A 24,546-nucleotide genomic window follows, 5' to 3' on the forward strand; every position below is an offset into this window, starting at 1 on the left:
ATAACCACAGGAGTTATTAATCATATTATGATTGACATGTAGCTTAGACACTCATAGACTCACTTCTCAATCATAAATTTGCATGGCGTTCCGGATAATTAAAAAAAATGAACAAGAAAATTTGGTTTATGGAAGGTTTATCCTCCCAGCGAGATATTATTCAGGGGGTAAAATCATTTGCAAAAAAAAATAATTTTGCCATTACCGTTTTTGCCTCCCACCGTAACGAAAGAAATGAAATCCTTTCCGTTGCCGACTATTCTTTGACTGAACCTGAAGATCCTCAAAAACGTCTTCAGTTTATCCAGGAAACCATTCAGTCCTACGGCATCCACCATATTCATACTGGCCGTAACAGCCAGTGGTTTGAAGAACACCGTTCAGCCATTGAATCGACCGGTGCCACCCTTACTACCGGTGCAACGGGCGTCGACTGGTTAACTCTGGCTGACGAAAAAGTTACTTTTGCTCAGTTTATGGAGCAAAAGGGTCTCCCGGTCGTACCATCCTGGCGGGTGAATACGCTGGCAGAATTAAAAACACACCTCGCGGCCCCGCCGTTCACTGACAGCCCGGTATGCGTGAAGCCGGTGACGGGTATCTATGGCATGGGATTCTGGCGCTTTGATGACAGTGCTTCGCCTATGGCCGTCTTTAATCATCCCGAACATCGTCTGGTCAGTCCGCAACAGTATATTGCAGCAGCATCAGCTGCTGAGTCGTTTAAACCCCTTGTTTTGATGCCGTACCTGCCAGGCCCGGAATTTTCCGTCGATATCCTCGCGGATAAGGGCGAAATACTCGCAGCCGTGGGACGCCGTAAGGAAGGGGTTATCCAGTATCTGGTAAACGAAGGAAGCGCCTGGGAACTGGCGTGTGACTGCGCCAGGGTTATGAAGGCCGACGGGCTGGTGAATGTTCAGACGCGAAACGATGTGAATGGCAACCCGGTGCTGCTTGAAACCAACATGCGTCCGTCAGGGGGGGTGGGTTATACCCTTCACAGCGGGGTGAACCTTCCTGGGTTATTTGCTGCCTTTAAGCTCGGTCTGATGTCTGAAGATATGGTGCGCCAGAGCGCTAAAAACACCTTTTCTCCGGTTGCGGTGAGATCCATTACGGATGTAATTGCATACCCGGAATCACTCTCTAACCTTCTGAATTAAGGCGTATTTATGTCTGATATCCTCGAAGATATGATTTATCGCCGTACCCTCTCATGCGGTACGATTCAGGTAACCCGCGACCAGGGTGAAGTTTCGCTCGATGACCTGTTTGACATCGCTGAAAGACGTAACCCGAAACGCGCCTTTCTGTTTGTCAGCAAAGTACTCGGCAGGCACATTCCCGTGCCACCCTCAGTCATGCGGCAGGCCTACAGACAGCTTGCCAGCCAGTTCCCCTCGACACTGACAGGACCCGTACTGTTTATCGGTATGGCTGAAACCGCCGTTGGGCTTGGGGCCGGTGTATTTGATGAAGTGCGCCACCAGCATCCTGAATCTGTCTATCTGACCTCTACCCGTCACCCGGTTGATGGCACGTTGCTTTGCGAGTTCAAGGAAGAACACAGCCACGCCACCGATCATCTGATCTATCTGCCAGATGATGAAGAGAAAAGACGTCGTGTTACCAACGCACGAACGCTGGTTTTGATTGATGACGAGGCAACCACCGGTAATACCTTTATTAACCTGCTTTCAGCCCTGCGTAATACCGGCAAGCTTCAACATATTGAACAGGTTATAGCCGTTACGCTTACCGACTGGAGTGGCAAAGCCTTGTCCGAGCGCAGCACCTTACCAGTCACTTCGGTTTCTCTTGTAAGCGGTAAGTGGGGATGGACCCCATTACCTGATGCACCTGTCCCGGACATGCCGAAAGTCAACGTAACTTCACGAGGAGAATGGGACATCCAGGGAAAACAGTCCTGGGGCCGACTGGGGATGCTCGCACCTGCGGCCGATCTCGGCCATGAGGTCTCCGTCCACAAGGGGGAACGTATTCTGGTTCTCGGGACCGGGGAATTCGTCTGGGAGCCGTTCCTGCTTGCTGAACGGCTCGAAGCTGCCGGAGCACAGGCATTTTATGGATCGACCACCCGCTCCCCTATCGCCGTTGGTTATGCCATTGAGTCCGCCATTTCCTTTACGGATAACTACGGGCTGGGCATCCCCAATTTTGTCTATAACGTCGCCCACCAGCAGTTTGACCGCATTCTTGTGTGTACTGAGACACCCGCAGAAAGTATTGACACGCAGCTTCTTAAAGCGCTGGCTGAGGTTGCGGCCGTCGTGGAGATTGTTACCTATGAATAAACCCGTTGTTCTGAGCGACCTTGACGACACGCTCTTTCAGACCCGTCGTAAAATGGTGGACGAGCTGGCCCTGGAGCCATTCCGTACCGGTGCCGTTGATCGCACCCTGAATCCACGAAGCTTTATGACGGAAGAACAGTCCATGTTGGTGGACTGGCTCCTGGAGCAGGCTGAACTCATACCCGTTACCGCACGGGGAACTGAAGAAATCAGCCGCGTACGGATCCCTTTCCACTCCTGGGCAATCACCACTCACGGGGCCGTCATTCTCACGCCAGAAGGCAAACCCGACGAGGAGTGGAAGGCCCATATGCTCGGCCAGCTGGCTCCCTATCAGGAAAAGCTGACATCGATGCAGCGTCTGATCACTGAAATGATGGACGCAAAAGGGATCAATGCCTGGGCAAGGCTGAACTTCGAATACGGTGAAACGGCGGTTTATATGGTGATGAAGCACCGCGACAGCACCCGCCTTGACGAGCTCAATGCCATTGCAGATGAGATAGAAACGGTGTTTCCGACCGAGGGCTTCTACATCCACCGCAACAGTAATAACGTGGCCTGGCTTCCCACCGCGGTTGAGAAAGGGCTGGCAGTCAGATGGCTTCTTGAAAAACTTCGGGCTGAACGCGGAGTCTTCCCCGTAATTGGTCTGGGCGACAGCCTGAGCGATCATCGTTTTATGAAACTGTGCAGCTGGTTTGGCATCCCGCGTCAGAGTCAGTTTGCAGATGCCATTTCACAGCGAATTTTTGGAGAAAATTAAAATGCAGCCACATGACACATTTACCGGCTCATACCAGCCCGGTGACGTGGAATTTCTGCTAAAGCCGGTAGTCATTGAGATGACGCCGGTTGAGCAAAAAGAAGAGCTGATTCAGTCAGGGAAGAAACATTATTCGGACATGCTCAGTCAGGAGCCAGCGCCAACACAATGGCATCTTGATTTGTTTCACCGGGCGCTGGATCGGGGCGCAGAGAGACTTGCAAAAGAAGTCACACAGCTCGCTATTGCTCTGGCCGAACGCTTCGGTGATGAGCCCATTGTACTGGCCAGTCTCGTCAGAGCTGGCGTGCCGCTCGGCGTTATGCTGCACCAGGCCCTGCGTGACATGGGGAAAACCTCATGGCATTACGGTATCAGCATTATCCGGGATCGTGGAATTGACGGTGCAGCCCTCGACGTCATTGAAGAGCGCCATGGTACCAGCGGTATTGTCTTTGTTGACGGATGGACAGGTAAAGGCGCAATTACCGGAGAGCTTGTACGCGCACTGAAAGATCGCCCGGGCTATCCTGAGCAGCCGCGACTGGTTGTCCTGGCCGATCCCTGTGGCTGCTCCTGGCTTGCAGCCAGTGATGATGACTGGCTCATTCCTTTTGGCATCATGGGTGCGCCGGTATCAGGCCTGATCTCCCGGTCAGTATGGTCCTCTGAAGGATTACATGGGTGCATGGTTTGCGAGCATCTCAGTGAATTCGAATGCAGCCGGATGCTTGTCGATACCGTCGCCCATTTCCGTAAGAAGTTAACCCCGTCATCCCTCGCTACCCTGAGCTGGAATATGGAGTCAGCCCGGGTCTTATGGCAGACAAGTCGCGACGTTATCGCGTTCCTGGCCGATGAATTTAAAGTGGACAGCGTCAATCGTATTAAACCCGGTATTGCTGAAGCAACCCGGGCTGTATTACGTCGGGTACCGGACCATGTATTTGTGCGTTCTATTGACGACCCGGACGTTGCCTTGCTTGTAGGGCTTGCTCGTGAAAAGGGAATAGTTGTTACAGAAATGGGGGGAACCCTCGGCCAGTATCGGGCTGTAACCATTATCAAGAAGGTACTCTGATGAAAAATCGTCTTTCTCCCTGGAATCTGGGAGCCACGCTATACATGCCTGCAACACGGGAAGATATTGCTGATGCCGTCCTGCACGGGAAAATCCCGGGTTTGCGCTCTCTGGTGATTTGCCTGGAGGATGCTGTCAGTGAAGCAGACATCCCCATCGCCCTCAAAAATCTGGAGCACCTGCTGCACGAGCTCAGTAACAGCATGCGTAGCCTGGGTAAAAATGACTGGCCTCTGGTGTTCATTCGCCCTCGGCATGCCGAAATGGGCAGATGGTTAAAAGCGCATTATGATCTTTCCGCTGTCGATGGGTTTGTGTTGCCGAAATTTACCCTCAGTTCGTTAGCTGAATGGTGGGATATCATGGGCGGGACTCACCTGTGCATGATGCCAACGCTGGAAACAGAAGACGTCTTTGACGTGGTTCAGATGCGCGAGCTGGCCACTCGCCTGGTGGAACATCCCTGCCACGACCGCATTATTGCGCTTCGAATCGGCGGCAACGATCTTATGAACGTTGTGTCGCTTCGCCGCCCCCGGGACCTGACGCTGTATGACAGCCCGATGGGCTACGTCATCAAAATGCTCGTTTCAGTCTTCGGCCCGCGTGATTTTGCCCTGACCGCGCCCGTATGTGAGCATATTGACGATCATGCCGTTATGGCCAGAGAGCTGGCTCTTGATATGGCACATGGGCTTGTTGGGAAAACGGCCATTCACCCGGGTCAGATAGAGGTCATTCAAAACGCGCTGATGGTCACTCAGGGTGAGTATTCTGACGCTCTGCGGATCCTGAACTCTACCCAGGCCGTGTTTAAGTCGCAGGGAGCAATGTGTGAACCCGCCACACATCGCCGCTGGGCGGCTGGCATTCTGGACAGAGCTCGTTTTTATGGGTTACAGAACGAGCAAAGCGCTGATGGAATCAGATTACTTACCGTGACCCAGCATCATTAAGGAAATCATAATGGGGTTCAGGTTCAGAAAGTCGATCAACATTATTCCTGGCGTTCGCCTCAACCTGAGTAACGGTGCACCGAGCCTGAGTGTCGGGCCGAGAGGTGCTTCCGTTTCTTTTGGTAGCCGGGGGACCTATGCCAATCTGGGCTTGCCCGGTACCGGGCTGAGTTACCGTACCCGGCTTGACCGGGCCGCGCGTTCCGGAGGTGGAAACCGGACGGCAACCGACCCGGGGCTCAGACAGGCGCTTGAGCAGGAAGCCGCTGAACTCATGTCAGCGGTAACCGCAATCCGTAATATTCACGAGCTGACGCCGGATCCAAAAACAGGCATCAGCTGGGCAGAGCTGGAAGCAGTATACCTGCATAACAGAACGTCGCCTTTTCAGGTTCCGGCACCGGTGCGTCCAGAAAAGCCAGACTACCTTGCATTGCCGGAAAAGCCTGCCGAGAGCGAAGGCATTAGTTTTCTGGGTAAATGGTTTGAATCGGAATCAGCTAAAGCTGAGCGCCACGCCGAAAATCTTCGCCGGTGGCAGCAGGAGCTGATTGATGTGGAGCGTGAGAATACCCTTCGACAGCACCGGTACCAGCAACAACGGACGGCCTGGGCCGAACAGTATGCAAACTGGAAGTTTGAAGCAGAAGAACATGAAAAACGGCTCGCCACGGCTCAGGCAGATGCCCGGCAGCAGTTCCGGACAGACGCCGCGTTTTTCGAATCATACCTGGCGGGTGTGCTGGCAGAAACTGAATGGCCGCGTGAAACGATTGTTGCATTTGAAGTAAAGCCGGAGCTATCAGCAGTCCTGCTGGACGTTGATTTAGCTGAGATTGAAGATTTCCCTGATAAGATTTACGGCGTTAATGCCCGGGGCACGGAGCTGACGGAAAAAGCCATGACGCAAAAAGCCGTACGCGAAAACTATGCCCGCCACGTCCATGGCTGCTTGTTCCGCCTGGTCGGTATCGTTTTACATACGCTACCTTTCGACAACGTGATTGTGTCAGGCTTTACGCAACGGGTCAGTAAGCGGACCGGCTATCTGGAGGATGAGTATATCCTGTCCTGCAAATGCACTCGCAGCCAGATGTCGTCAGTAAATTTTGCAGGCATAGAACACATTGATCCGGTTGAAGCGTTAGGCGATCACCCGGTTATTCGAAAGATGAGCAGTACCTTCATTTTTCAGCCTATTGAACCACTAACCCTTTAAGCAGGCTAAATCTTACGATGCAATTAAATACCAGACAGGCCCGGATTTTTAAGCTTGCCAACTTACTGGGCACCGGCAAGCCCGTTTCCGCTGCCGACATTATAACCAGTCTGGAATGCTCAGAGCCGACATTAACCCGGGCCCTCAAAGAGCTACGCGAGTCATATTCTGCGGAGATCAAATACAGCAAGGCAGGTCATTCCTACCATCTCGTTAATCCGGGCCAGCTGGATAAAAAGACCCTTCGCCGGATGAATGAAGCGCTCGCACAGAATGCTGAACTGAAAACCGGTGAGTCTACAGGGAAGGTCGTACTCGATAAGGATAAAAAAACAGCCGTGTCCTTATCGCTACGCATGCGGATCTTAAGAAAAATTGACCGTCTGGCTGCGCTGAGTGGCTCGACCCGAAGTGAAGCGGTAGAGAAGCTGGCTCTGCACTCCGTTGACGAACTGATAAAAGAATACAGCGCTAAAAAGTCCTGACGCTAAATCTCAGACCGGGGTGAAAACCCCGGTTTTGTCATATTTTACCTCTGTATTGGCGTGACGTAGTTTTGATCTATTCTCCTCCCGCAATGCCAGCAGCGCCTTACTGACTACAAAACCTGGTGTCTTGACATCCTCTTGTGCTACACATCAATCTTTGGGCGTTTTACACTCCATTCATGCAGATCTGTGATGTATGATGAATTTCATACATAAGACAGTTTATTTGTCCGAGTTTTTTCAGAAATCTTATATTCCAGTCCGGTCTGAATTATTTTTCTGTTGATAAGAGGCCATTCACATGTCGGTAATTCTATGGTGGTTAACTTATTTCTTTAATGCCGCTTCTGAGTATTTAATCTCCACCCGACAGATGTCGTGCCGTTTTATCAAATCAACAAACCCTGGCCTCTTCCTGAAACTACTCTCCTCTTCCGATCTCTTAAGAAGGAATTACATTTGAGACGCTTACCCGTATATCTGCTACTCGACACGTCCGGCTCTATGCACGGAGAGCCTATCGAAGCGGTTAAAAATGGCGTTCAGACGCTGCTTACCACGCTGAAACAGGATCCGTATGCACTCGAAACGGCTCACGTGTCAGTGATCACCTTTGATTCTTCAGCCCGACAGGCAGTCCCCCTGACAGACCTCCTGAGTTTCCAGATGCCAGCACTAACAGCCAGCGGCACCACGTCTCTTGGCGAAGCGCTTTCCCTCACGGCCAGCTCCATTGCCAAAGAAGTACAGAAAACGACGGCTGACACTAAAGGTGACTGGCGTCCCCTTGTATTCCTGATGACGGATGGAAGTCCGAATGATGACTGGCGTAAAGGCCTGAATGACTTTAAAGCGGCCAGAACCGGCGTTGTTGTGGCATGTGCAGCCGGGCATGATGCCGATACCAGCGTCCTCAAAGAAATCACTGAAATCGTGGTTCAGCTCGATACAGCTGACAGTTCGACGATTAAAGCTTTCTTTAAATGGGTCAGTGCGAGCATTTCGGTAGGCAGTCAGAAAGTGGAGTCCAGCAAAAAAGAAGTGATCGGTCTTGAAGACCTGCCACCGCCGCCGCCAGAAGTAAATGTGGTCTTATAATTTTATTGATTAAGGGGATATCATGTCTGTCAGTCTGAGCAAAGGCCAGGGCGTAAGCCTGAAAAAAAATGAATACGATCTCTCGTCCGTTACTATCGGCCTCGGTTGGGATATTAATGAGGAAAAGAAAGGTTTTCTCGGCGGGATCTTTGGTAAAAAAGAAGAAGAATACGACCTTGATGTGATCGCTTTCCTGTGTAATTCAGCCGGAAAGGTGACCGATCTCGGCAATGTGGAAAATGGTAAACCAACGCTTGTGAATGGCGATATCATCTTTTTCAACAGCCTTCGCCATAAGTCAGGCAATATCTGGCTGACGGGCGATAACCGAACCGGAGCCGGTGACGGTGACGATGAGCAAATTATTGTGCGCCTGAATTCCCTTGACGCTCAGTACGAGAAAATTGTGTTCATCGTTCAGATCTACAATGGTGAAAAGCTCCAGCAGCACTTTGGTAAAGTTCAGAATGCCTTCATCCGGGCAGTAGATGCCCGTAATATTGAAATGGCACGATTCGATCTTTCTGGCGGACCCGCCTTCGCCAGCCAGCGCTCCATGGTCTTTGCCGAGCTGATACGCGAGGCTACAGGCTGGAAACTCAGGGCAATTGGTGAGCCTTCAGAATCAGATTCGTTTGTCTCGCACCTGAGGAATTACATGTGATGCGCCGCCTGCCTGTTTACCTTGTTATCGACACATCCGGCTCGATGCGCGGTGAGTCAATCCATTCCGTTAACGTTGGAATTCAGGCGATGCTTAGCGCTCTTCGCCAGGATCCCTACGCCCTCGAAAGCGTTCATATCTCCATTATCACCTATGACAATGAGGCGCGTGAGTTCATTCCTCTCACGCCGCTGGAAGACTTCCAGTTTTCTGACATCGTTGTGCCAAGCGCAGGCGGGACGTTCACCGGTGCTGCCCTTGAATGTCTGATGCAGTGTGTTGAACGGGATGTACGTCGCTCAGATGGTGATACCAAAGGAGACTGGCGTCCTCTGGTATTCCTGATGACTGATGGAACCCCTTCTGATGCCCTGGCGTACGGTGAAGCGGTAAAAGCGATTCGCGGCCGGGGATTCGGATCCATCATTGCCTGCGCCGTTGGTCCTAAAGCAGGCCATGAGCACTTAAAACAGCTCACCGATAAGGTTGTGTCTCTGGAGACGCTAGATTCAACCGCGTTTGCAGGTTTCTTTAAATGGGTATCGGCCAGCGTGTCTTCCGGCAGCACAAGCGCGGGGATTAATAACGGAACTGATACCCTTCCCCCTCCTCCACCAGAAATCCAGCTGGTGCTCTGACAGACAGAAAGGTGCTGTTTCCGGGCAGCACCTTTCTGTACAGCAACGTTTTCTGCTGGCCGTACCAGCCGTACGAGGAAAATTATGAGACGCCTTCCCGTGTTTTTTGTCCTGGACTGTTCAGAGTCCATGATTGGTGAAAACCTGAAAAAAATGACTGATGGTCTGCAAATGATCGTCGGAGATTTAAGAAAGGATCCACACGCACTTGAAACAGCCTGGGTCTCGGTAATCGCATTTGCCGGTGTAGCCCGTACGATTGTACCTCTTCACGAAATTGCCTCGTTCTACCCTCCCCGCCTTCCCGTTGGCGGCGGTACGAGCCTTGGAGCTGCATTGCGTGAGCTGACCGTGCAAATTGATACCCAGGTCAGAAAAACCACTCATGAGGCTAAAGGCGACTGGAAACCCGTCGTGTATCTCCTTACCGACGGACGTCCGACTGACGACACAACCGCAGAAGTGAAGCGCTGGAAGGATCACTACGCGAGTAAAGTGAATCTCATTGCCGTTGGCCTGGGGCCGTCAGCGGACCTGAATATCCTGCGGCAACTGACAGAGAATGTCATGCTGTTCACCGAATCTCAGGAAGGGGACTTTACCCGCTTCATCAAATGGATCACGGCCTCGGTTACGGCGCACAGCCGCAGCGTCGGGGACGACAAACAACCTGAGCTCAGCCAGACTGAATACATAGTCCGGCTGGCCAAGGACGAGCCAGTAAAAGCGTACGACGAAAACTGCGTTACGCTTACCGGCCGTTGCAGCAAGACCCGTCGTCCGTACCTGATGAAGTATGAACGGCCACCAGCAAGGGTTTCCGGGCTCGATTTCAGTCTGAACCTGAACAGCTTTAATATTGCCGGATGCTATCCCATCGATGAGGACTATTTTGCGTGGTCAGATGCCACCGCTACCGGTTTGCAGGTAAATACCAGCGAACTGCATGGCGTACCGGGTTGCCCCCACTGCGGTAATGCCAGTGCGTTTGCCCTGTGCTCATGCGGAAAGTTGCTGTGTATTGACGGCCCGGATGACGTGATCTGCCCGTGGTGTGAAACAGGCCTGTCATTCAGCAATGATGGCGGAAACACTAACTTCGACGTAAACAGAGGGAGAGGTTGATGTCGCAAAATGCTTTACTTGAAGAGAAGATTATCCGCTTAGTTCTGTCTGAGCTGGGCCACCCTGTTGAAGGTGAGCGGCTTTTACTTCTATCGCAGGACCCATCCCTTACCGAAGAAATTATGCGGCTTAAAGAGCGGATTGAGAGCCTTGCACAGGGTTTATCTGCGCGGGTTAGCGAAGGTGATAACGACGCAGAGATTGCCGCCTCGTCAGCATCCAGTCTTTCCGATCAGCAACAAACGGTCGTAAGTGTTGCTGATAACCCGGGCATTGACGCTACCGATACATCAGCACTGCAACCCCTGCCAGAAAATGAGCCTCATCCTCCGTTCTGGAAGCTGATGCCTTATTACGAATTTGATAAACCAGCACAGAGGGAAGACGAAAACCTGTCTTCCCTGGTATTAAAACCCGGGCAGATACCGACAGGCCAGCAGCGGGCCAGCTTAGCTGTGCCACCTGCCGTTCCCCCGAGAGCTAAAATAACGATCCCCAACGCCCGCGCAGGCGAACGTTTCTCTTCGCCGGTTGCTATCGTTCTGGGTGAGGGCCAGCAGGCTACTGTCAGGGACGTTGTCTTTCCCCGGAACATTGGCCTGTCTTTTGACAAAGAACAGGAGTTGCTGACAGGTACTCCCACCGAAAGCGGCGATATAGAGCTTTCAGTAATCTGGTCATGCACGTCGCACGACGAATGTGAAACAAAACAGCTATTTATAATCAATCCCGATCCGAGAAGCCTGTGGAAGGTGGTAGAGCCACCAGCAGACGCTCCCTACCCTAAGTCCCATCTGGACGCTGCTGGCCTGGTCAGGGGTGATATACGTATTGCTGCCGCCAGTCGCCGGGGACGCTCTCATGAGCATGCCGGAAGCTTCAGAGATGACGACTTCTACATCAACCACTGCCAGGAAACAGGATGGTCTGTCATGCTGGTCGCAGACGGAGCCGGTAGTGCGGTAAATTCCCGGGAAGGCTCCCGGATTGCAGTCAAAACGGCTGGCGATTACCTTTTAAATCAGCTCAGTGGTGTGAAAGGCGTCCATTTAAAGCAGCACATCACGGCGTGGGAAGGGAGCGATCAGCAGGCAACAATAAACGCCATGCTTCATCATTTTAAACAGGCAGCTACGCTCGCGGTCAACAGTATCCAGAACGAAGCCATTTGTGCAGAACAACCTGTGAAATCCTATTCAACAACCCTTCTGGCAACTGTAGCGCTACGAACTGATAACGAGCTGTTTGCGGCTGCATTCTGGCTTGGTGATGGTGCGATAGGTGCATACAGCCCTTCCGGTAAAGTCAGGATACTGGGAAATCCCGATAGCGGAGAATACGCAGGACAAACCCGTTTCCTTGACCAGAGCATTATCGCAGACCCCTCGTTTAGCGGCCGCATCAGCGTGGGTAAATGGAATGATGTATCTCACTTGATCCTCATGACAGACGGCGTCTCAGACCCTCTGTTTGAGACGGATAATGGGCTTCGCAGTGACGAAAAATGGACCCGTCTCGTTGATGAGCTCAACCCTGTCCTTACAGACGCCAGTATTGCGCCTGAGAGGTTAGGCGACTGGCTTAACTTTTTCTCCACAGGGAACCATGATGACCGCACTATTGCGGTGTTGTGGTAAGGGATACGCTTTTTCGGTGATCAATATGGCAAATATCGTTACGTGCAAAACAAAGGACGGCGAAACAGTCCAGTATGTTGACGAGGTAATTGGTTCGGGCTCGATGAAGGATGTTTACTTTTCGCCTGATAAATCATACGTCGTCGCTTTTTATCATAAACCGCAGAACGAGCAGGCCCGGGATCGGATTGATATGATCACCGGACGCTACAGGCAAAACATTTTTGGCCAGTCCGGAGGTGAATACTGGAAGGACCTGTTTTGCTGGCCGACCCATGTTGTTGAGCATGGGCATAAAATCGGCATCGTGGTTCCAACCTACAAAAGCTACTTTTTCTTTAAATACGGCTCTAAAAACGATGATTTTCTTGGCATAAAAGGTCGTGAAAAGGAAGGCAAATGGTTTGCCAGCGCCAGCAACCAGAACAAATTTCTCGACCCACGTGAACGAGGCAATACGCTTACCTATCTCAAGGTCTGTCTGCTGCTGACAAGAGCCGTCAGAAGGATGCATGCGGCAGGTCTCTGTCACAGCGATCTAAGCTATAAAAACGTGCTTATCGATCCAGAAATGGGACATGCCTGCATCATTGACGTAGACGGCCTGGTTGTCCCTGGAAAGTATCCTCCCGACGTGGTGGGCACCCCGGATTTTATCGCTCCGGAAGTGGTGAAAACCAGTCATCTTTCCAAAGAGGATCCGAACCGCGTATTGCCAAGCATTACTACTGACCGTCATGCGCTGTCGGTGCTTATCTACATGTATCTGTTCTTCCGTCATCCGCTACGTGGCGGAAAAATACATGACATGTCGGATGAAGTACGTGATGAGACCTTATCTATGGGTGAGAAGGCACTCTTCATTGAACATCCGACAGACAAAAGCAATGCAGTCAAAGTCAGTCAGCTATCGTCCTTTTCACTGCCCTGGGCTGACCCGGAGAAAATTCCTTACACCATCATGGGCCCTTATCTGACACCTTTGTTTGAGCGCGCCTTTATAGATGGCTTACACGATGCCACTAAACGCCCGACCGCCGATGAGTGGGAAAGCGCCCTGGTTAAAACAGTCGATCTGATACAGCCCTGCCAGAACAAGGCGTGTGAACAGAAATGGTACGTTTTCTCGGGTAAGACAAAGCCGGTTTGTCCCTACTGCGGTACGCCATACAAGGGTAAATTACCGGTTCTAAATTTATATTCTTCCCGAAAGGAAGGCAGTTATCGTCCTGACGACCACCGGTTGATGGTGTGGAGCGGGCAGTCAATCTATGCGTGGCATGTGAATCGCCTCATTGCGCCAAATGAGCGTACAACCGATTTGCAAAGGAAACGAGTTGGGTATTTTGTTTTCCATAACGATCAGTGGTGGTTAGTAAATGAAGGCATAAATGGGCTTATGTCATTACCGGATAAACGACAGATTGCCATTGGGGAAAAAATTGAACTGACGAATAACGCTCAGTTTGTTCTGTCAAAGGAGGAAGGCGGCAGGCTGGTCGTCGTTCAGTTAGTAGAAAACTAACGGACGCCCATAACGACTAAAACGTTCTGGCAGCATACTGAACCTGTTTAATGAATCACTATATTAAGCTGTGTCAAATTTAAGCTGCCAGAAAAACTGACTGTCTGTGCCGGATATGCGGTACACCTCCTGCGGCAAGGGTTTAATGCGCAAAGCCCAATTTATTTATAAGAGTGAATAGTTTTGTGGCTCTACCCTGCCGCTCTCCTTTCCTGTGTCATGGTTTTTAACATCTGAAATACTGACATTGTTAAGCCGGTGATTGTATAAGGCGATGCGGACAATCTCATGAAGATATTCAAGTTCGTTTTGTGTCAAGGACTGGCCTTCCTGGGTTTTTGAAATCATTTCCTGCCAGCAGATCAGTCTTTCGTAACTGACATGTTCGCTGTTTTCCAGGCAGTGCAACCTGAAATAGCGAAGGAACAAAGGAAATTCATCGGTCTGAGCGATGTCATAAGCCCGAACCGTTAACCTACACAGACATACAATCGTATCCTGCTGTAACCTGACTAACGCGTTATGACTGCCCGGAAGGATATCAGGCAATTTCATCTTACAGTCAGCAAGGCGCTGAAGAAGAGGCCCTTCCTCTGAAGGCTCCCGTCCCCGATACTCCTGAAGAGGTTCAGATTCAAGTTCATGCATTAATGGATGATATAGCCATTCCCGGGAACTGGTCTCATCAATGATCAGGCTTTCAATGCACTCACTGTATGTTGTTTTACGTCGCCCGAGCTGCACCTGACTGATTTCATATTCAATATCTGGAAGATCGATACGCAATGCGGCAACTCTTTCGGAAGGATGAAGGTGGTCAAAGGTTAACTTCGCAGAAATGCTACGATCCCTGTCCAGAAAGACGGCCACACATAAATCATTAACCTTTACGAACAGATCAGCTGTGCCTCCGAACATACTGCCGCTTCCAATAACCTCATTCAGTGAAACCGGCCCACCATCGTCGCCAGCGAGAAGATTTGGGAAACCAAGAACCTGGTGCTCGTTGATGACTTCAATAATTTTTCCCCGGATGGCTTCCATCAGACCATCACAGTCACCGGCTACAGCAGTACTGTGTGAGAAATGCCAAAGCTTGACCTCCCCCTGCTTTGCTAACAGATCAGTTTTGCAAGCGGGGCAGATGCAGTTACAGTCGATACCCCGGCTGACCTCTGTAATATCTAAAAAGAGTCCTGATTCTCTCTGGAGTCCAAATGGAATACCAAATGTGTAACTCTTACGCATGGCTGCACCCCGTTTTTGATAATTATTCAAACTATATCCGAAATAACGGAGGAGGATTTCTGTAAAACGAATTAAAAGAAATGATTTTTTAGTTTTCCAGATTAATGTTTGACAAGAATCAAATGAGAGCCTTACAAATATGGAGAGAGAAGTTTAGGTAAAGTAACTTTTATCACAACTTCTAAAATTAAGGAGAATATCGGATGTATTTAGCAGTGGGCTTGGCTTATGATTAAAGTCTTTCTCCGAACTTAATAAGAAAGTTAAAAAGACAGGCTATTACAGTGCCTTTAGCCCCGAAAGGGGCATAAACTATTTTCAAATCCAGACACAGTCTTTTTGTTGTGCCAATATCAATAATTACTCGCGAACAAAGGTCCACACACTCGCAGGAACTTTGTCATATAACTTTTTCATTGTCAGTTCAGCTTTACGATGATCATAAGCACCAGAAATTTCAAGAGAGGCGACACCCGAGTTTTTTTCACATAACCTTTCAAATACTTTTTCGAGCGTTTCGAACGAACTACACTTACGGAATTTCATTAAATAAGACTGCTTTGTGTCAGACATAATCAACCTTCTTTAGACAGGCCTCAACTGGCCAGGGATAATCTTAATATCATTTTTCACTTAAGCCTAACGATTTCACAACCTTTTTCGTTGTTTCCACCCTGTTCATAACCAGGTACATGAGTGCTAAAATGACTGTAAATAAAACCAGTGTATCCCGGTGAGCAGGATGAAGAATCAATCAGTGATCAGACAGTTTTCGGAAAGCGAATTGCATCAGCAGCTGGAAACGTTCGGCAACCATGATAAACAGCTTTCACGCTTGATCCGTTACTTTTCCCATCTGAGATACAACACAGCTAAAACCTATCTGCACTGGCTACGAGTATGGAACGAATGGTATCAGGCGAATGCCCGGTTGCATACAGACTGGCCAGTAAGTTCGCTCCCCGTGTCTGAGGAAGCTCTGCTGGCGTTTATGGGGCATCTTGAAGGCAAATTGTCACGAAGCAGCATAAACAGCTGTCTTCAGGCCTTAAACAGTATCCATAAAAAAGGGCTTAACCTGCCCGGGATTATTACGTCTGAAGCATGGTACATGCTGGAAGCCTTAAAACAATCGGAAGCCCGGAAGCGAAAGACGACTAAACAGGCAACTCCCTTTCTTATTGGCGATCTCAAGGCTCTGATAAAGTTACGCAGTACTACAAACTCAGTTCGTAAGCTTCGTGACCTGTGCCTGATCTGGACAGGCTTTGAAACACTGCTCCGTTCATCCGAAATTCGCCGTATACGTCTGAAAGATCTGTCTCTGGATAGTATGACCGGTGAATTTAACCTGACGGTATACCGTACAAAAACGAACATCAGTACACTTCTTACCTACCGGCTGACACGTCAGTTAACTAACTGCCTCTTGAGATTGATGAACCTTGTGAAAATGGATCAGCACAGTCATCCGGATGAATACCTTTTCCAGGCCGTAAATTTCCATGATACAGGCTATATGCCACCCGGCTGGAAGCTTCGGAGTAAAGGGAATGAGCTATCTGAGCTTCTTAAACGGCATAACCTGCCCTACCGTGCTAAACAAAGTCTTCTGAACGATGAAGATGAGGAAGACACTGTGGACGATGCCGGTATGCTCAGCAAAAATTCCCTTTTACGGGCATTTAAAGAAATGTGGAATGAGCTTTATCCAAATGAGACTAAAACCCGTTACTGGACAGGGCACAGCGTTCGTGTAGGCGGTGCGATACAGCTGGATATTGAAGGTTACTCGCTACCACAGATTATGGAAATGGGGAACTGGTCGAATGAAGAAATGGTTATGCGCTACATTCGCAATATTGAAGCTGGTAAAAAAGCCATGATCAAGCTTATGCGAAATGCCTTTGATGAATAGCGCCCTCACGGGCGCATAACTTTATTTTTTCTTGAACGGGTTAAGTCTGGTGAGATTAGAGAGTGCCCCTCCCGGAGGCAAAATTCCCGTCCTTTTATATTTGTACACGCCATTTAATTTCATTGTCTGGATTCCAAGATTAATAAGCGTGACAAGTTTAAGGGTATACAGGAGTGTAAATTGGGGAGCAACCTGAATAAAAACTAATAACAAGCCTGCACACATTACACGTAGCCATGCCGCGTACTCCATGCTCAGCGGACGCTTGAAATAGAATCTTTCGAGCAAATCAACTGTCTTATTACTGATCCACGCCGCCGCCACTGAGAGTAACAACACGATGCACACCATAATGCCCAGTTCCATTTTCACTCCCTTCTCTTTTAGTCTGTTTAAGTTGAGGCTTAGCCACAGTAGTTTTGTTTTTTGCTTTTTTCTTAGGTTTGGTATGGTGAAACAGAAAACAATCCACCATTACCCAACCATTTTTATATCGAGCCACCAGCATCTTCTGGCTGGGGTAATGAGCATGAAACAGCATTTTCACGTCCATGGTGCCCATCAACGACTGTTTGCGCTTTAGCTCATCCTCAGCCATCTGAAATTCTTGTAAGAATTCTGAAGACAGACGCTGACGCAGAATTCTTATGGCACTGGAGTTTTCATCATTCTTTGCCAGGTGCCCGAAGCGTACAAGTGCCTTGTGGGTTATCTGGATGGGTCCCAGATGAGAGCTGAGCTGTTCGTACTGCCAGAAGTAGGTCAAATCCACCTTAACCCAGCTGATGCTGTCCAGCAGAGCCTCGTTCATGATGGTTCCGGACATAGGTACCATTGTCAGCCTGGCCAGACGCATATGTATGTAGTCCGTAAGCAACCTCAGCGACTCAGGAACGTTTTTATTGAGTAGGAGATGCTGAAGCACCGGGGTTGCGGTCTGCCAACACAGATTGCGCCCGTCAGGCAGGAAAGCAAACTTTTGATCGTCAGGCGCAGAGTTCGAAGCGTTTTCCTTACGAAGCAAAAAATAATGGCCGCACAGCAGCTCTGCTCTTACCTGGTCCTCGTCAGGGTCATGTCGGGCTTTACTTAGATCAACGGTTAGCACAACGCGGTTAATCGCATCAGCGTGATATTTTTTTACCCAGACGCAGACACGATAGAGACGCTCATCGATTTTCTGGCTGGCTGTGGAAATCCATTGCATTGTTGTTCCTTAATTTTCGGGGCTGACAATGAAAATGCCCAGCTCAGCCCCCGGCACGAGTTCTGTATATTTCAGGCTCAGCTTCCGTTGGTTGGACGGACCCTGGCTGTTTTCAGGAGCCCAGTCAGAGAGCGTTTTTAATTGAGGTATGTTGCCTGCTGCGAAAATGGGCAAGGATGCTTTTACTACTGAATAATCAGTCTCAGCATATTTATTCCCGTTTCGTTCCTGCCCTTCAGGCCTAAATGCAAAAATGTGAGCAATCGGAACAGGGAAAGAGTTAGTTCGACAAAGGCGATAAGATTCGCCCTGCTTCAGTGGGTGAAATTCAAGACGGTGTAAAGCCTTATCGATATTAGACACGACATTCAAATTGGTAGTTGCTACATTTTTTACTTCTGAGGCTCTCCTGCGCTCCAACAAACTCACAAGTTGCTCTGCTGTTTTAACTTCCTGGTTTCGGTTTAGCCGCCATGAAAAAGTAACTTTTTTAAGCTGGGACTTGATGAAAAGGATATTTCTTGTTGAGTGCATAGCGACAAGGCCCGGGAGCTTCTTGTGCACTTTATCAAAACGGACATTCTTTTTATTATCGATACGCCTCATTGCCGCAGCAAAATCATTTTTTGCTTCGTTTATAGAAGTGATCAAGCTTTCGAGAAGATCTGCTCTTTCGGGGACAATGATTAGACCCGGGTATTTAGTGGTTACTTTGGTGGAATCATGACTTAATGACTCTATGTCATCCACACAGATGTCAGTAAGTGCCTGAATAATTTCCTCAACCGAAGCATCGTCTTTAATACTAACCCTGATGGGTTTAACCTGCTTCAAGCGCTCTTCTGTTCTAGATACGGTGGAGACAGTCATCAGGTTTGCCATCATCGGGGGGGTGTTCGAAAGAAAACACTTGAGCGAGTCGATGCGTTCCAGAATCTGGTCACGAAAATAGGGCAAATCGTCATAACTCATACGTTTCTCCAGGCTCATGTTATTTCCAATCAATTTTGCTGCCCAGGCTGACCTTGCAGAACATAAATGTCATGTAAACCTCTAAAGAAGTCATTTTGAAACAGCTTTCACAGCATGCGATTTATGTTCGATAGGGCTCATGAACAAAGGATGATAATGGAGACGCCATGGATAGTGGATAGTCTTACCCACCTGGGTGATCCGATTGAGGCGAAAACGACCATTTATACAGTCAACTGACCAAAGCCCGGGAGAAACTAACCTCTTCCAGCGGTAAAAAGAGAAACCTGCAACACAGAGGTCATGCTCCAGGAAATGTTGAGTTTCGACGACGCGAACTTTTATCAAAAACCCCAGCATTGGCGAAAACCAGATCAACAACCATGTTGGCGGCAGGATGACTTTGTTCAGGAGATGATCTGTCATAAGCAAGGCAGATAACATCAGAAAACTGATAGTCAACCACAGGGCCATCCAACCGGCCCATACGCGGCTCTGACAGGGTTTCCATTCGAGAAGAAAAAGTTTTTTATGCATTCTGCCCCGCCTAATTTTAATGTATTGCCGAAGTATGCTGCATCATGATGGTGGTGCGGGGAAAGATTTCAAACTTCCACAATTCTGAAGCCGTGTTCCAACCATGAAAGATCCCGTCTCCACAGCGAGTGTTAAAAGCAAGAATTTCATCCCTGACCTGGTAAGCGAGCACTTCTGGCATATCAATAAACTCAGGTAAGGAAAGAAGAATTCCATGGATAACTTCTCCGGTTAACTTACTCATAACCTCTTCCTCAGACAGGGCAGCGTCCGGGAACAAACACAACGGAAGTGAAAAACAACATAGGTCAAGACCAATAGCAGCCCTTCCTGCGTCGTAGCCTTCTTCATTAACGACAAAACGAAAGAATTTTTCTGTCTCACCCCGTAATGATGACGGTCCTTCAGACGGAACTTCAATACCACTGAAGACTTTATCGGTCCAGTTGGTAAAAGGACTGGTGAAAACCCAACAAATTAAGGATAACGCCAGCTCTTCCTTAAACATACGTTCAGTGCCGGTAGTTCTGGAAAGTTGCTTTTGAGTACTCATGTTTTACCTGTTGCATGAAATTATTGATGTTATATAAACACAACCGGCATTTTATCTAATAGGTTTGAAAACACTAAAAATCGCAAATGCTGGTACCTTTCTGTTTTAAGAGATTTTCAAGGTAAAGTGAGGCTAGATCAATTGGCTGGTTCTCTTCAAGACAGGCTCGCACAAGATCTTCAATAGAGACCGAATCAACCCCCCTTCCCTGTAAAATTTCTTTAGCAGATGCCAGCGTTTTATGAACGCTTCGACTTAGTTGTAATCTGACTTGTGTGCGGGTATCAAAAAGACAATCTTCTGTGACACTTTGTGAAACGGTTCTACTCATTGAAAAATCACTCCATTTCTGGGATCGAATGAAAATTAACAGCTATAGATGTATCAGGTTTCCCATTTTCTACGATACTCAACCACGTACGCGCTGAGATTTGTTGTTCACAGACGAGTATGTAACCTGTTCCCTGTTGATGATGTAGCTCAAGAGCTTTTAGGATAGGCTCTGAATGAGGTCCGAGAGCATCACGCGTGTGAATAAGCGTTTGCTCTGGCAATACGTTGCTAAGCATAGACAGCAGAACATTACGCTCATCCTCATTATCCGACAAAACAAGAATTATACGAAAACCCGTTTTTATACGAAATCTGATTTCTGAAACTAACTTTCTTAATCTTAATTTATATATGACCAGGCGGAATCGAGTCATCAGTAAAGAGACCACTGTGAAGATAACGATTACTGCGCCATATTTTGACCTGTAGAACCACCAGTTAAGGCCTCCAGCAACTATCAGGATTAACATTAAAATTAAACTCCCATAGAAAAAAAGTGCTGGGTAGCGAGTTGTCTTTCCTTCAATTAGTGCTGAGGCAAATATCAAAATGGATATTCCGTAAATTACCCAGTCAAAAATACTTTCTCCAATCATTCTTTAGTGAACATCCTTAAAAGTGGAAATGTAGGTTTATGGGTTTATGCATTTTCCTGATGGCCTTGACAACCAAGGATTTCACAGAAATTGTCACAGTGTGAAGCTGTAACAAAGCGCTCTCCACGTTCGAATCGCTCAACCAAATCCTTTCTTACTTCACTTCCAGGTTTCTGGAAGATGTACTCAAACTGGAGATCCTCGGCCGTTGAAAGTAGTCGTTCTATGCTGAAATCAACATGGTAAAAGCAAAACTGATTATCAACCGGGGGAAAGTTGCTTTTGGTACTGTTCTCGTTTTTGGATTTTAGTTCATTCATGAGCTCTCCTTGGTTGAGAACAGTATACAAATCTCTTTAGGGATTTTTTTTCGTTAATAGCACTTTTTTGAGTTTAAAGAGTATGTTCATACCAGAGCATTAGAGGCTACGAAAAGGATAATGGAATTAGAAAGATAGATTTTAAGTGGTGATGTAAGGTGGGATAGGTAGAAGAGGAGTAGACGCTTGTAAGCGAGGCAAAAAAAAGGCACGGAAACCGTGCCATAAGAGTATGTGAGAAAAAATCAAAATCAGGGAAAGAATCAAGCAGCTTGTGAAACTGAATCTCCAACTGCAAGATTTAAATTTCTTAGGTTATCGAAAACTTCAGATACTAAGTCATTACGGTCGTGGATTTTAATCCGCCCACCGGTTAACTCTGAAACATAAACGGTATGGCAGAGGTCAGTAACCACTTCGCCGTATTCATCAACGACTTCCAAAGATGCAATCATCGGAATATAAGAAGCCGCAGCATAGCTCTCATAAATACTTATTATGGAGTCATTGTTGCGTCGAGAAATTACCCTACCAGAAGGTAAAGCCTCATCTTCCATATAGCAATCAGATAGGTCCTCACAGAAGTCATTTTCTTTAAGTGAAATATTAAGGGTCAATTCACTGTTGATAGAGCGTGAATAAGAATATTCACTCAGTTTATAGCAAGCCAAACTTATATCACTAAAAGTTTCATAAGCTTTATAGAGGCTCGATGTTATAGACTCAGATACAAATGTTATTAGTCCAATAAAATGAGTATCCCAGAACTGTTGCAAAGCAAAACGGGCAATCATAACCTGACCATCAACCTGCATCAGTCTGTTATATTCATCCCGGTCATAACCTTTCGACTGAGAAACATCATTAGACATGCTAAGAACTTCACTACAAACATCATCATATTCAAAACGGCTAGTTGCAAAGTGTTTTCCTGAAATCTCAAGGTACTGACCAGAGACTGCGTCAAACACCTCAAGAAAGTAACAGAGTCGAGATTTTAAAGATTCTCTGTTTAAAGCTTCTATTTCATTCTCAGAGATACTATCGACATATAAATCAACAGCATTCTTGAGTTCAATAGCTTTGATATTACAGGTAAAAGAAAGCTCGTCACTTTGACAATGGCAAACACTTAATACTATATCCGCCTCATCAAAATCTATGCCAAGATAGCTCAGAACTGCTCGGACATAGTTTTTATCATCAGATGAATGTGTCATATACACTACCTCAAATTTGAGAGGAAGTGCCCCAGAAGGGAAGCGACTTCCCCACTGGGTTAGATAAAAGTTTGGTTAAGCTAAAAGAAGATGCCAGCGACAGATTTTACATTGTCATAGACAAGTGTCTTCAGCCAACCAAAGTTACTTTTTTGGACTGAAGCAAAAGGATCATTGAGACGCGTTACGAAAATCGTCAAAAGCTTCAGTTATTAGTAATGTGCGATCAGTTACTCTGTATCGGTCATTACTTTCGAGAGATACGTAAGTTGAATGCGAAGAATCACAGACAACACGCCCTCTTTTATTGATCAATCTTACTTCCATCATCACCGGCACATTGATAATTGAAGCAACATCGGTATAGAGGGATATGAGGGCATCATTGTCACAATATAACGCCCCGTTCCCATCAAATGTATCGTTAAACTTAATATATATATCTGGCATATTTGCCGGATAATCATCAGTATTGAAATCAATGCATAACTTTAAGTCATCATTAATACGGCGATTAATCTTATGCTGCCCAACACGTACAAAGCCATGTTCAACAGCTTTGATAATCCTTAAAGTTTCATTAAGACAATCTGTAATTCTTTTCTCGACAAATGAGATAAAGTCACCAAAGTCGGAATGAAAAAACTGTTTAAGTGCAAATTTCGCAACTAACACTTTCCCATCCACCTTCATTTTATCGAGATAAAGATTTCTTATAGCATCAGTAGAAGAATTAGCTTTAGATAACTCTTCACAGTCATTAATAATCATTGAAACAATATCAATAACTTTAACTGGGCTTAAAGTATTACTATATCCGCGAATATCAAACGTAAAAAATCCGAAATTCTTAAATACTCCAAGAAAATAAATTATTTTTTGTTTCAAAAGAATAGAATCGGAGTAAGATGCGTTGTGCTTTATTAGTTCAGATATGTAGAGATCCAACATACAATTTAAATTATCGATATCTACATCGTAATCAAAGGTTACTTTGTCGAACGAAGTATCAGATAATTGAACGGTTATATCGTCAGCGGGAACATTAAGGCCTAAATTTTGATAAAGAAAGGCACTAACAAATTCCACGTGGTCAGATTCTTTAAACATTTACACTACCTCATGACTAAAAAGGAAGTGCTTCCCACCGGGAAGCAAGTTCCCGGATGGGTTAGATTAATTATAAAAGAGTTCTTCAGAAGGTAAATGCATTTCTGGTTTGAACTGTTTTAAGGAGTTGTTTATAGCTTTTCGATATAACCCTGAAGAGTGTGGCTTAAACATTTGATATTCCGTAACGAGCAGAGGAGACGTAAAGCATCCTAAGTTCACTAGTGAAATATTTGATGTTTCTTCACAAACATCTAATTCAGCGTATATCCGCCTCTTCATTACCCTGCCTGCTAAATAGCGACGAACATGATTTATAAACTTGTCCGCATCTGATATAGAATTAACTATATAATCAGATGTGACTATCTGATTAGATACAGTTTCAGGTATAGCTTCGGCTATTATTTTTACGTTCATTTCATAATCAACACTATGGAAGCAAGCAAGAATTTGTGGCTTCGCGCTTTCTAAAATCTTTTCAAGAACAGAAAAAATCAGAGAGAACTCGTTTAAAATTCGCTTTTGTATAAGTCCATGTAGATGTTTTATGAAAGGAGAACCGTGTTCAACAAGGCCTAGTATAAGATCCTTAGAGGCCAAATCTGAGCGGTAATAAACGTATTCTAGATTATCCCGGTTAAATCCTTTGATAAGCAAATCAGGCTGCTCTGAGACCAGTCGTAAATGAGTTGAAGCTATAGAAACTTCAAAACGAAAGTTCGCGAGATTTACAGGGCCTGCTTTTAATGTAGCCGCTTCGGAAAAATAAATGAAAAGAGGATGCAAATCATCGTTACCACAGTAAAGATGGTCTGCGCCCTTAAGATATTTCACCAAATGAGGTAGAAAAGATATTACTGGAATATCAGCCACAAATCGAATATGCCGAAATGGTTTTGAATCCAAATATATATTTTCCACTACAGCGCCAACAAAACCCATTTTAACAAGAATAGATTCAACTAACTTTTGTATCGCATTCATTTAAATACCCTCTTAATAGAGGGATTTCTC

The 24,546-nt window shown here is 47.0% G+C and carries 27 protein-coding genes; 14 read left to right on the forward strand and 13 right to left on the reverse strand.

All coding sequences use genetic code 11. The features are described from left to right. The first annotated feature begins 107 nt into the window (after window positions 1–107). The 13 genes from V6E55_RS17825 to V6E55_RS17885 all read left to right on the forward strand — a co-directional run bounded on the left by V6E55_RS17825 (window position 108) and on the right by V6E55_RS17885 (window position 13,515). Complete coding sequence (locus V6E55_RS17825; protein ID WP_012695441.1) at window positions 108–1,166, forward strand: ATP-grasp domain-containing protein; 1,059 nt, start codon at window positions 108–110, stop codon at window positions 1,164–1,166. A gap of 9 nt (window positions 1,167–1,175) precedes the next feature. Beyond that, window positions 1,176–2,318, forward strand: a complete 1,143-nt coding sequence (locus V6E55_RS17830) for a phosphoribosyltransferase domain-containing protein (RefSeq protein WP_001280115.1) — start codon at window positions 1,176–1,178, stop codon at window positions 2,316–2,318. After that, window positions 2,311–3,084: a hypothetical protein gene (locus V6E55_RS17835; protein ID WP_001040058.1), complete on the forward strand. Its 774-nt coding sequence runs from the start codon at window positions 2,311–2,313 to the stop codon at window positions 3,082–3,084. The genes V6E55_RS17830 and V6E55_RS17835 overlap by 8 nt, the downstream gene beginning before the upstream one ends. Window position 3,085: 1 nt before the next feature. Then, window positions 3,086–4,165, forward strand: a complete 1,080-nt coding sequence (locus V6E55_RS17840; protein ID WP_001585166.1) for a cysteine protease StiP family protein — start codon at window positions 3,086–3,088, stop codon at window positions 4,163–4,165. Next, a complete protein-coding gene (locus V6E55_RS17845; protein WP_011152965.1) occupies window positions 4,165–5,121 on the forward strand; it encodes an HpcH/HpaI aldolase/citrate lyase family protein in 957 nt (318 codons plus the stop codon). The genes V6E55_RS17840 and V6E55_RS17845 overlap by 1 nt, the downstream gene beginning before the upstream one ends. 10 nt (window positions 5,122–5,131) lie before the next feature. Continuing rightward, on the forward strand, window positions 5,132–6,340 hold the full coding sequence (locus tag V6E55_RS17850) for a DUF4236 domain-containing protein (protein WP_011152964.1): 1,209 nt from the start codon (window positions 5,132–5,134) through the stop codon (window positions 6,338–6,340). A 17-nt stretch (window positions 6,341–6,357) separates the two neighbouring features. Beyond that, window positions 6,358–6,825: a tellurium resistance protein TerW gene (gene terW / locus V6E55_RS17855; protein ID WP_001176767.1), complete on the forward strand. Its 468-nt coding sequence runs from the start codon at window positions 6,358–6,360 to the stop codon at window positions 6,823–6,825. Between the two features lie 462 nt (window positions 6,826–7,287). After that, on the forward strand, window positions 7,288–7,926 hold the full coding sequence (locus V6E55_RS17860; RefSeq protein WP_001253657.1) for a vWA domain-containing protein: 639 nt from the start codon (window positions 7,288–7,290) through the stop codon (window positions 7,924–7,926). Between the two features lie 22 nt (window positions 7,927–7,948). Continuing rightward, window positions 7,949–8,590, forward strand: a complete 642-nt coding sequence (locus V6E55_RS17865; RefSeq protein ID WP_000116681.1) for a TerD family protein — start codon at window positions 7,949–7,951, stop codon at window positions 8,588–8,590. After that, window positions 8,590–9,228 carry a vWA domain-containing protein gene (locus V6E55_RS17870; RefSeq protein ID WP_001253658.1) on the forward strand — a complete coding sequence of 213 codons (639 nt, stop codon included), beginning with the start codon at window positions 8,590–8,592 and terminating at the stop codon, window positions 9,226–9,228. The genes V6E55_RS17865 and V6E55_RS17870 overlap by 1 nt, the downstream gene beginning before the upstream one ends. 84 nt (window positions 9,229–9,312) lie before the next feature. Next, on the forward strand, window positions 9,313–10,353 hold the full coding sequence (locus V6E55_RS17875; protein ID WP_001253656.1) for a TerY-C metal binding domain-containing protein: 1,041 nt from the start codon (window positions 9,313–9,315) through the stop codon (window positions 10,351–10,353). After that, complete coding sequence (locus tag V6E55_RS17880; RefSeq protein ID WP_000081059.1) at window positions 10,353–11,990, forward strand: PP2C family serine/threonine-protein phosphatase; 1,638 nt, start codon at window positions 10,353–10,355, stop codon at window positions 11,988–11,990. Before V6E55_RS17875 ends, V6E55_RS17880 begins: the two co-directional genes overlap by 1 nt. A 25-nt stretch (window positions 11,991–12,015) precedes the next feature. Next, window positions 12,016–13,515, forward strand: coding sequence for a helix-hairpin-helix domain-containing protein (locus V6E55_RS17885; protein WP_001284318.1), 1,500 nt, complete (start codon window positions 12,016–12,018; stop codon window positions 13,513–13,515). 165 nt (window positions 13,516–13,680) lie between these two features. Here V6E55_RS17885 and V6E55_RS17890 read toward each other — a convergent pair whose 3' ends face one another. Beyond that, a complete protein-coding gene (locus tag V6E55_RS17890) occupies window positions 13,681–14,763 on the reverse strand; it encodes a competence protein CoiA family protein (protein WP_001232447.1) in 1,083 nt (360 codons plus the stop codon). Between the two features lie 360 nt (window positions 14,764–15,123). Further along, complete coding sequence (locus V6E55_RS17895) at window positions 15,124–15,336, reverse strand: Hha/YmoA family nucleoid-associated regulatory protein (protein ID WP_001285422.1); 213 nt, start codon at window positions 15,334–15,336, stop codon at window positions 15,124–15,126. 169 nt (window positions 15,337–15,505) lie between these two features. Here V6E55_RS17895 and V6E55_RS17900 point away from each other — a divergent pair, with 169 nt between their 5' ends. Next, window positions 15,506–16,681, forward strand: a complete 1,176-nt coding sequence (locus V6E55_RS17900; protein ID WP_000795949.1) for a tyrosine-type recombinase/integrase — start codon at window positions 15,506–15,508, stop codon at window positions 16,679–16,681. 21 nt (window positions 16,682–16,702) lie between these two features. Here V6E55_RS17900 and V6E55_RS17905 read toward each other — a convergent pair whose 3' ends face one another. The 11 genes from V6E55_RS17905 to V6E55_RS17955 form a co-directional block, all read right to left on the reverse strand. Next, window positions 16,703–17,047 (reverse strand): hypothetical protein, encoded by a 345-nt coding sequence (locus V6E55_RS17905; RefSeq protein WP_001805195.1) that lies wholly within the window; start codon window positions 17,045–17,047, stop codon window positions 16,703–16,705. Next, window positions 16,983–17,888 carry a hypothetical protein gene (locus V6E55_RS17910; protein WP_001198595.1) on the reverse strand — a complete coding sequence of 302 codons (906 nt, stop codon included), beginning with the start codon at window positions 17,886–17,888 and terminating at the stop codon, window positions 16,983–16,985. Before V6E55_RS17910 ends, V6E55_RS17905 begins: the two co-directional genes overlap by 65 nt. A 9-nt stretch (window positions 17,889–17,897) precedes the next feature. Further along, window positions 17,898–18,860 carry a DNA replication terminus site-binding protein gene (locus V6E55_RS17915; protein WP_000119428.1) on the reverse strand — a complete coding sequence of 321 codons (963 nt, stop codon included), beginning with the start codon at window positions 18,858–18,860 and terminating at the stop codon, window positions 17,898–17,900. A gap of 90 nt (window positions 18,861–18,950) precedes the next feature. Then, window positions 18,951–19,397, reverse strand: coding sequence for a hypothetical protein (locus tag V6E55_RS17920; protein ID WP_000549069.1), 447 nt, complete (start codon window positions 19,395–19,397; stop codon window positions 18,951–18,953). Between the two features lie 16 nt (window positions 19,398–19,413). Further along, window positions 19,414–19,950: a hypothetical protein gene (locus V6E55_RS17925; protein ID WP_000107167.1), complete on the reverse strand. Its 537-nt coding sequence runs from the start codon at window positions 19,948–19,950 to the stop codon at window positions 19,414–19,416. Between the two features lie 73 nt (window positions 19,951–20,023). Next, window positions 20,024–20,281 (reverse strand): hypothetical protein, encoded by a 258-nt coding sequence (locus V6E55_RS17930; RefSeq protein WP_001371933.1) that lies wholly within the window; start codon window positions 20,279–20,281, stop codon window positions 20,024–20,026. A gap of 7 nt (window positions 20,282–20,288) precedes the next feature. Further along, complete coding sequence (locus tag V6E55_RS17935) at window positions 20,289–20,879, reverse strand: hypothetical protein (protein ID WP_000578891.1); 591 nt, start codon at window positions 20,877–20,879, stop codon at window positions 20,289–20,291. 44 nt (window positions 20,880–20,923) lie between these two features. Then, entirely contained in the window at window positions 20,924–21,199 is a 276-nt protein-coding gene (locus tag V6E55_RS17940; RefSeq protein ID WP_001004200.1) for a hypothetical protein, read from the reverse strand. A gap of 263 nt (window positions 21,200–21,462) precedes the next feature. After that, a complete protein-coding gene (locus V6E55_RS17945) occupies window positions 21,463–22,419 on the reverse strand; it encodes a hypothetical protein (protein ID WP_000149830.1) in 957 nt (318 codons plus the stop codon). Between the two features lie 171 nt (window positions 22,420–22,590). Next, window positions 22,591–23,529: a hypothetical protein gene (locus V6E55_RS17950; RefSeq protein WP_000472041.1), complete on the reverse strand. Its 939-nt coding sequence runs from the start codon at window positions 23,527–23,529 to the stop codon at window positions 22,591–22,593. 66 nt (window positions 23,530–23,595) lie between these two features. Further along, complete coding sequence (locus V6E55_RS17955; protein ID WP_044704555.1) at window positions 23,596–24,516, reverse strand: hypothetical protein; 921 nt, start codon at window positions 24,514–24,516, stop codon at window positions 23,596–23,598. Between the last annotated feature and the right edge of the window lie 30 nt (window positions 24,517–24,546).

The sequence above is a fragment of the Enterobacter sp. 342 genome, assembly GCF_036663495.1.
In the GTDB taxonomy this organism is placed as follows: domain Bacteria; phylum Pseudomonadota; class Gammaproteobacteria; order Enterobacterales; family Enterobacteriaceae; genus Enterobacter.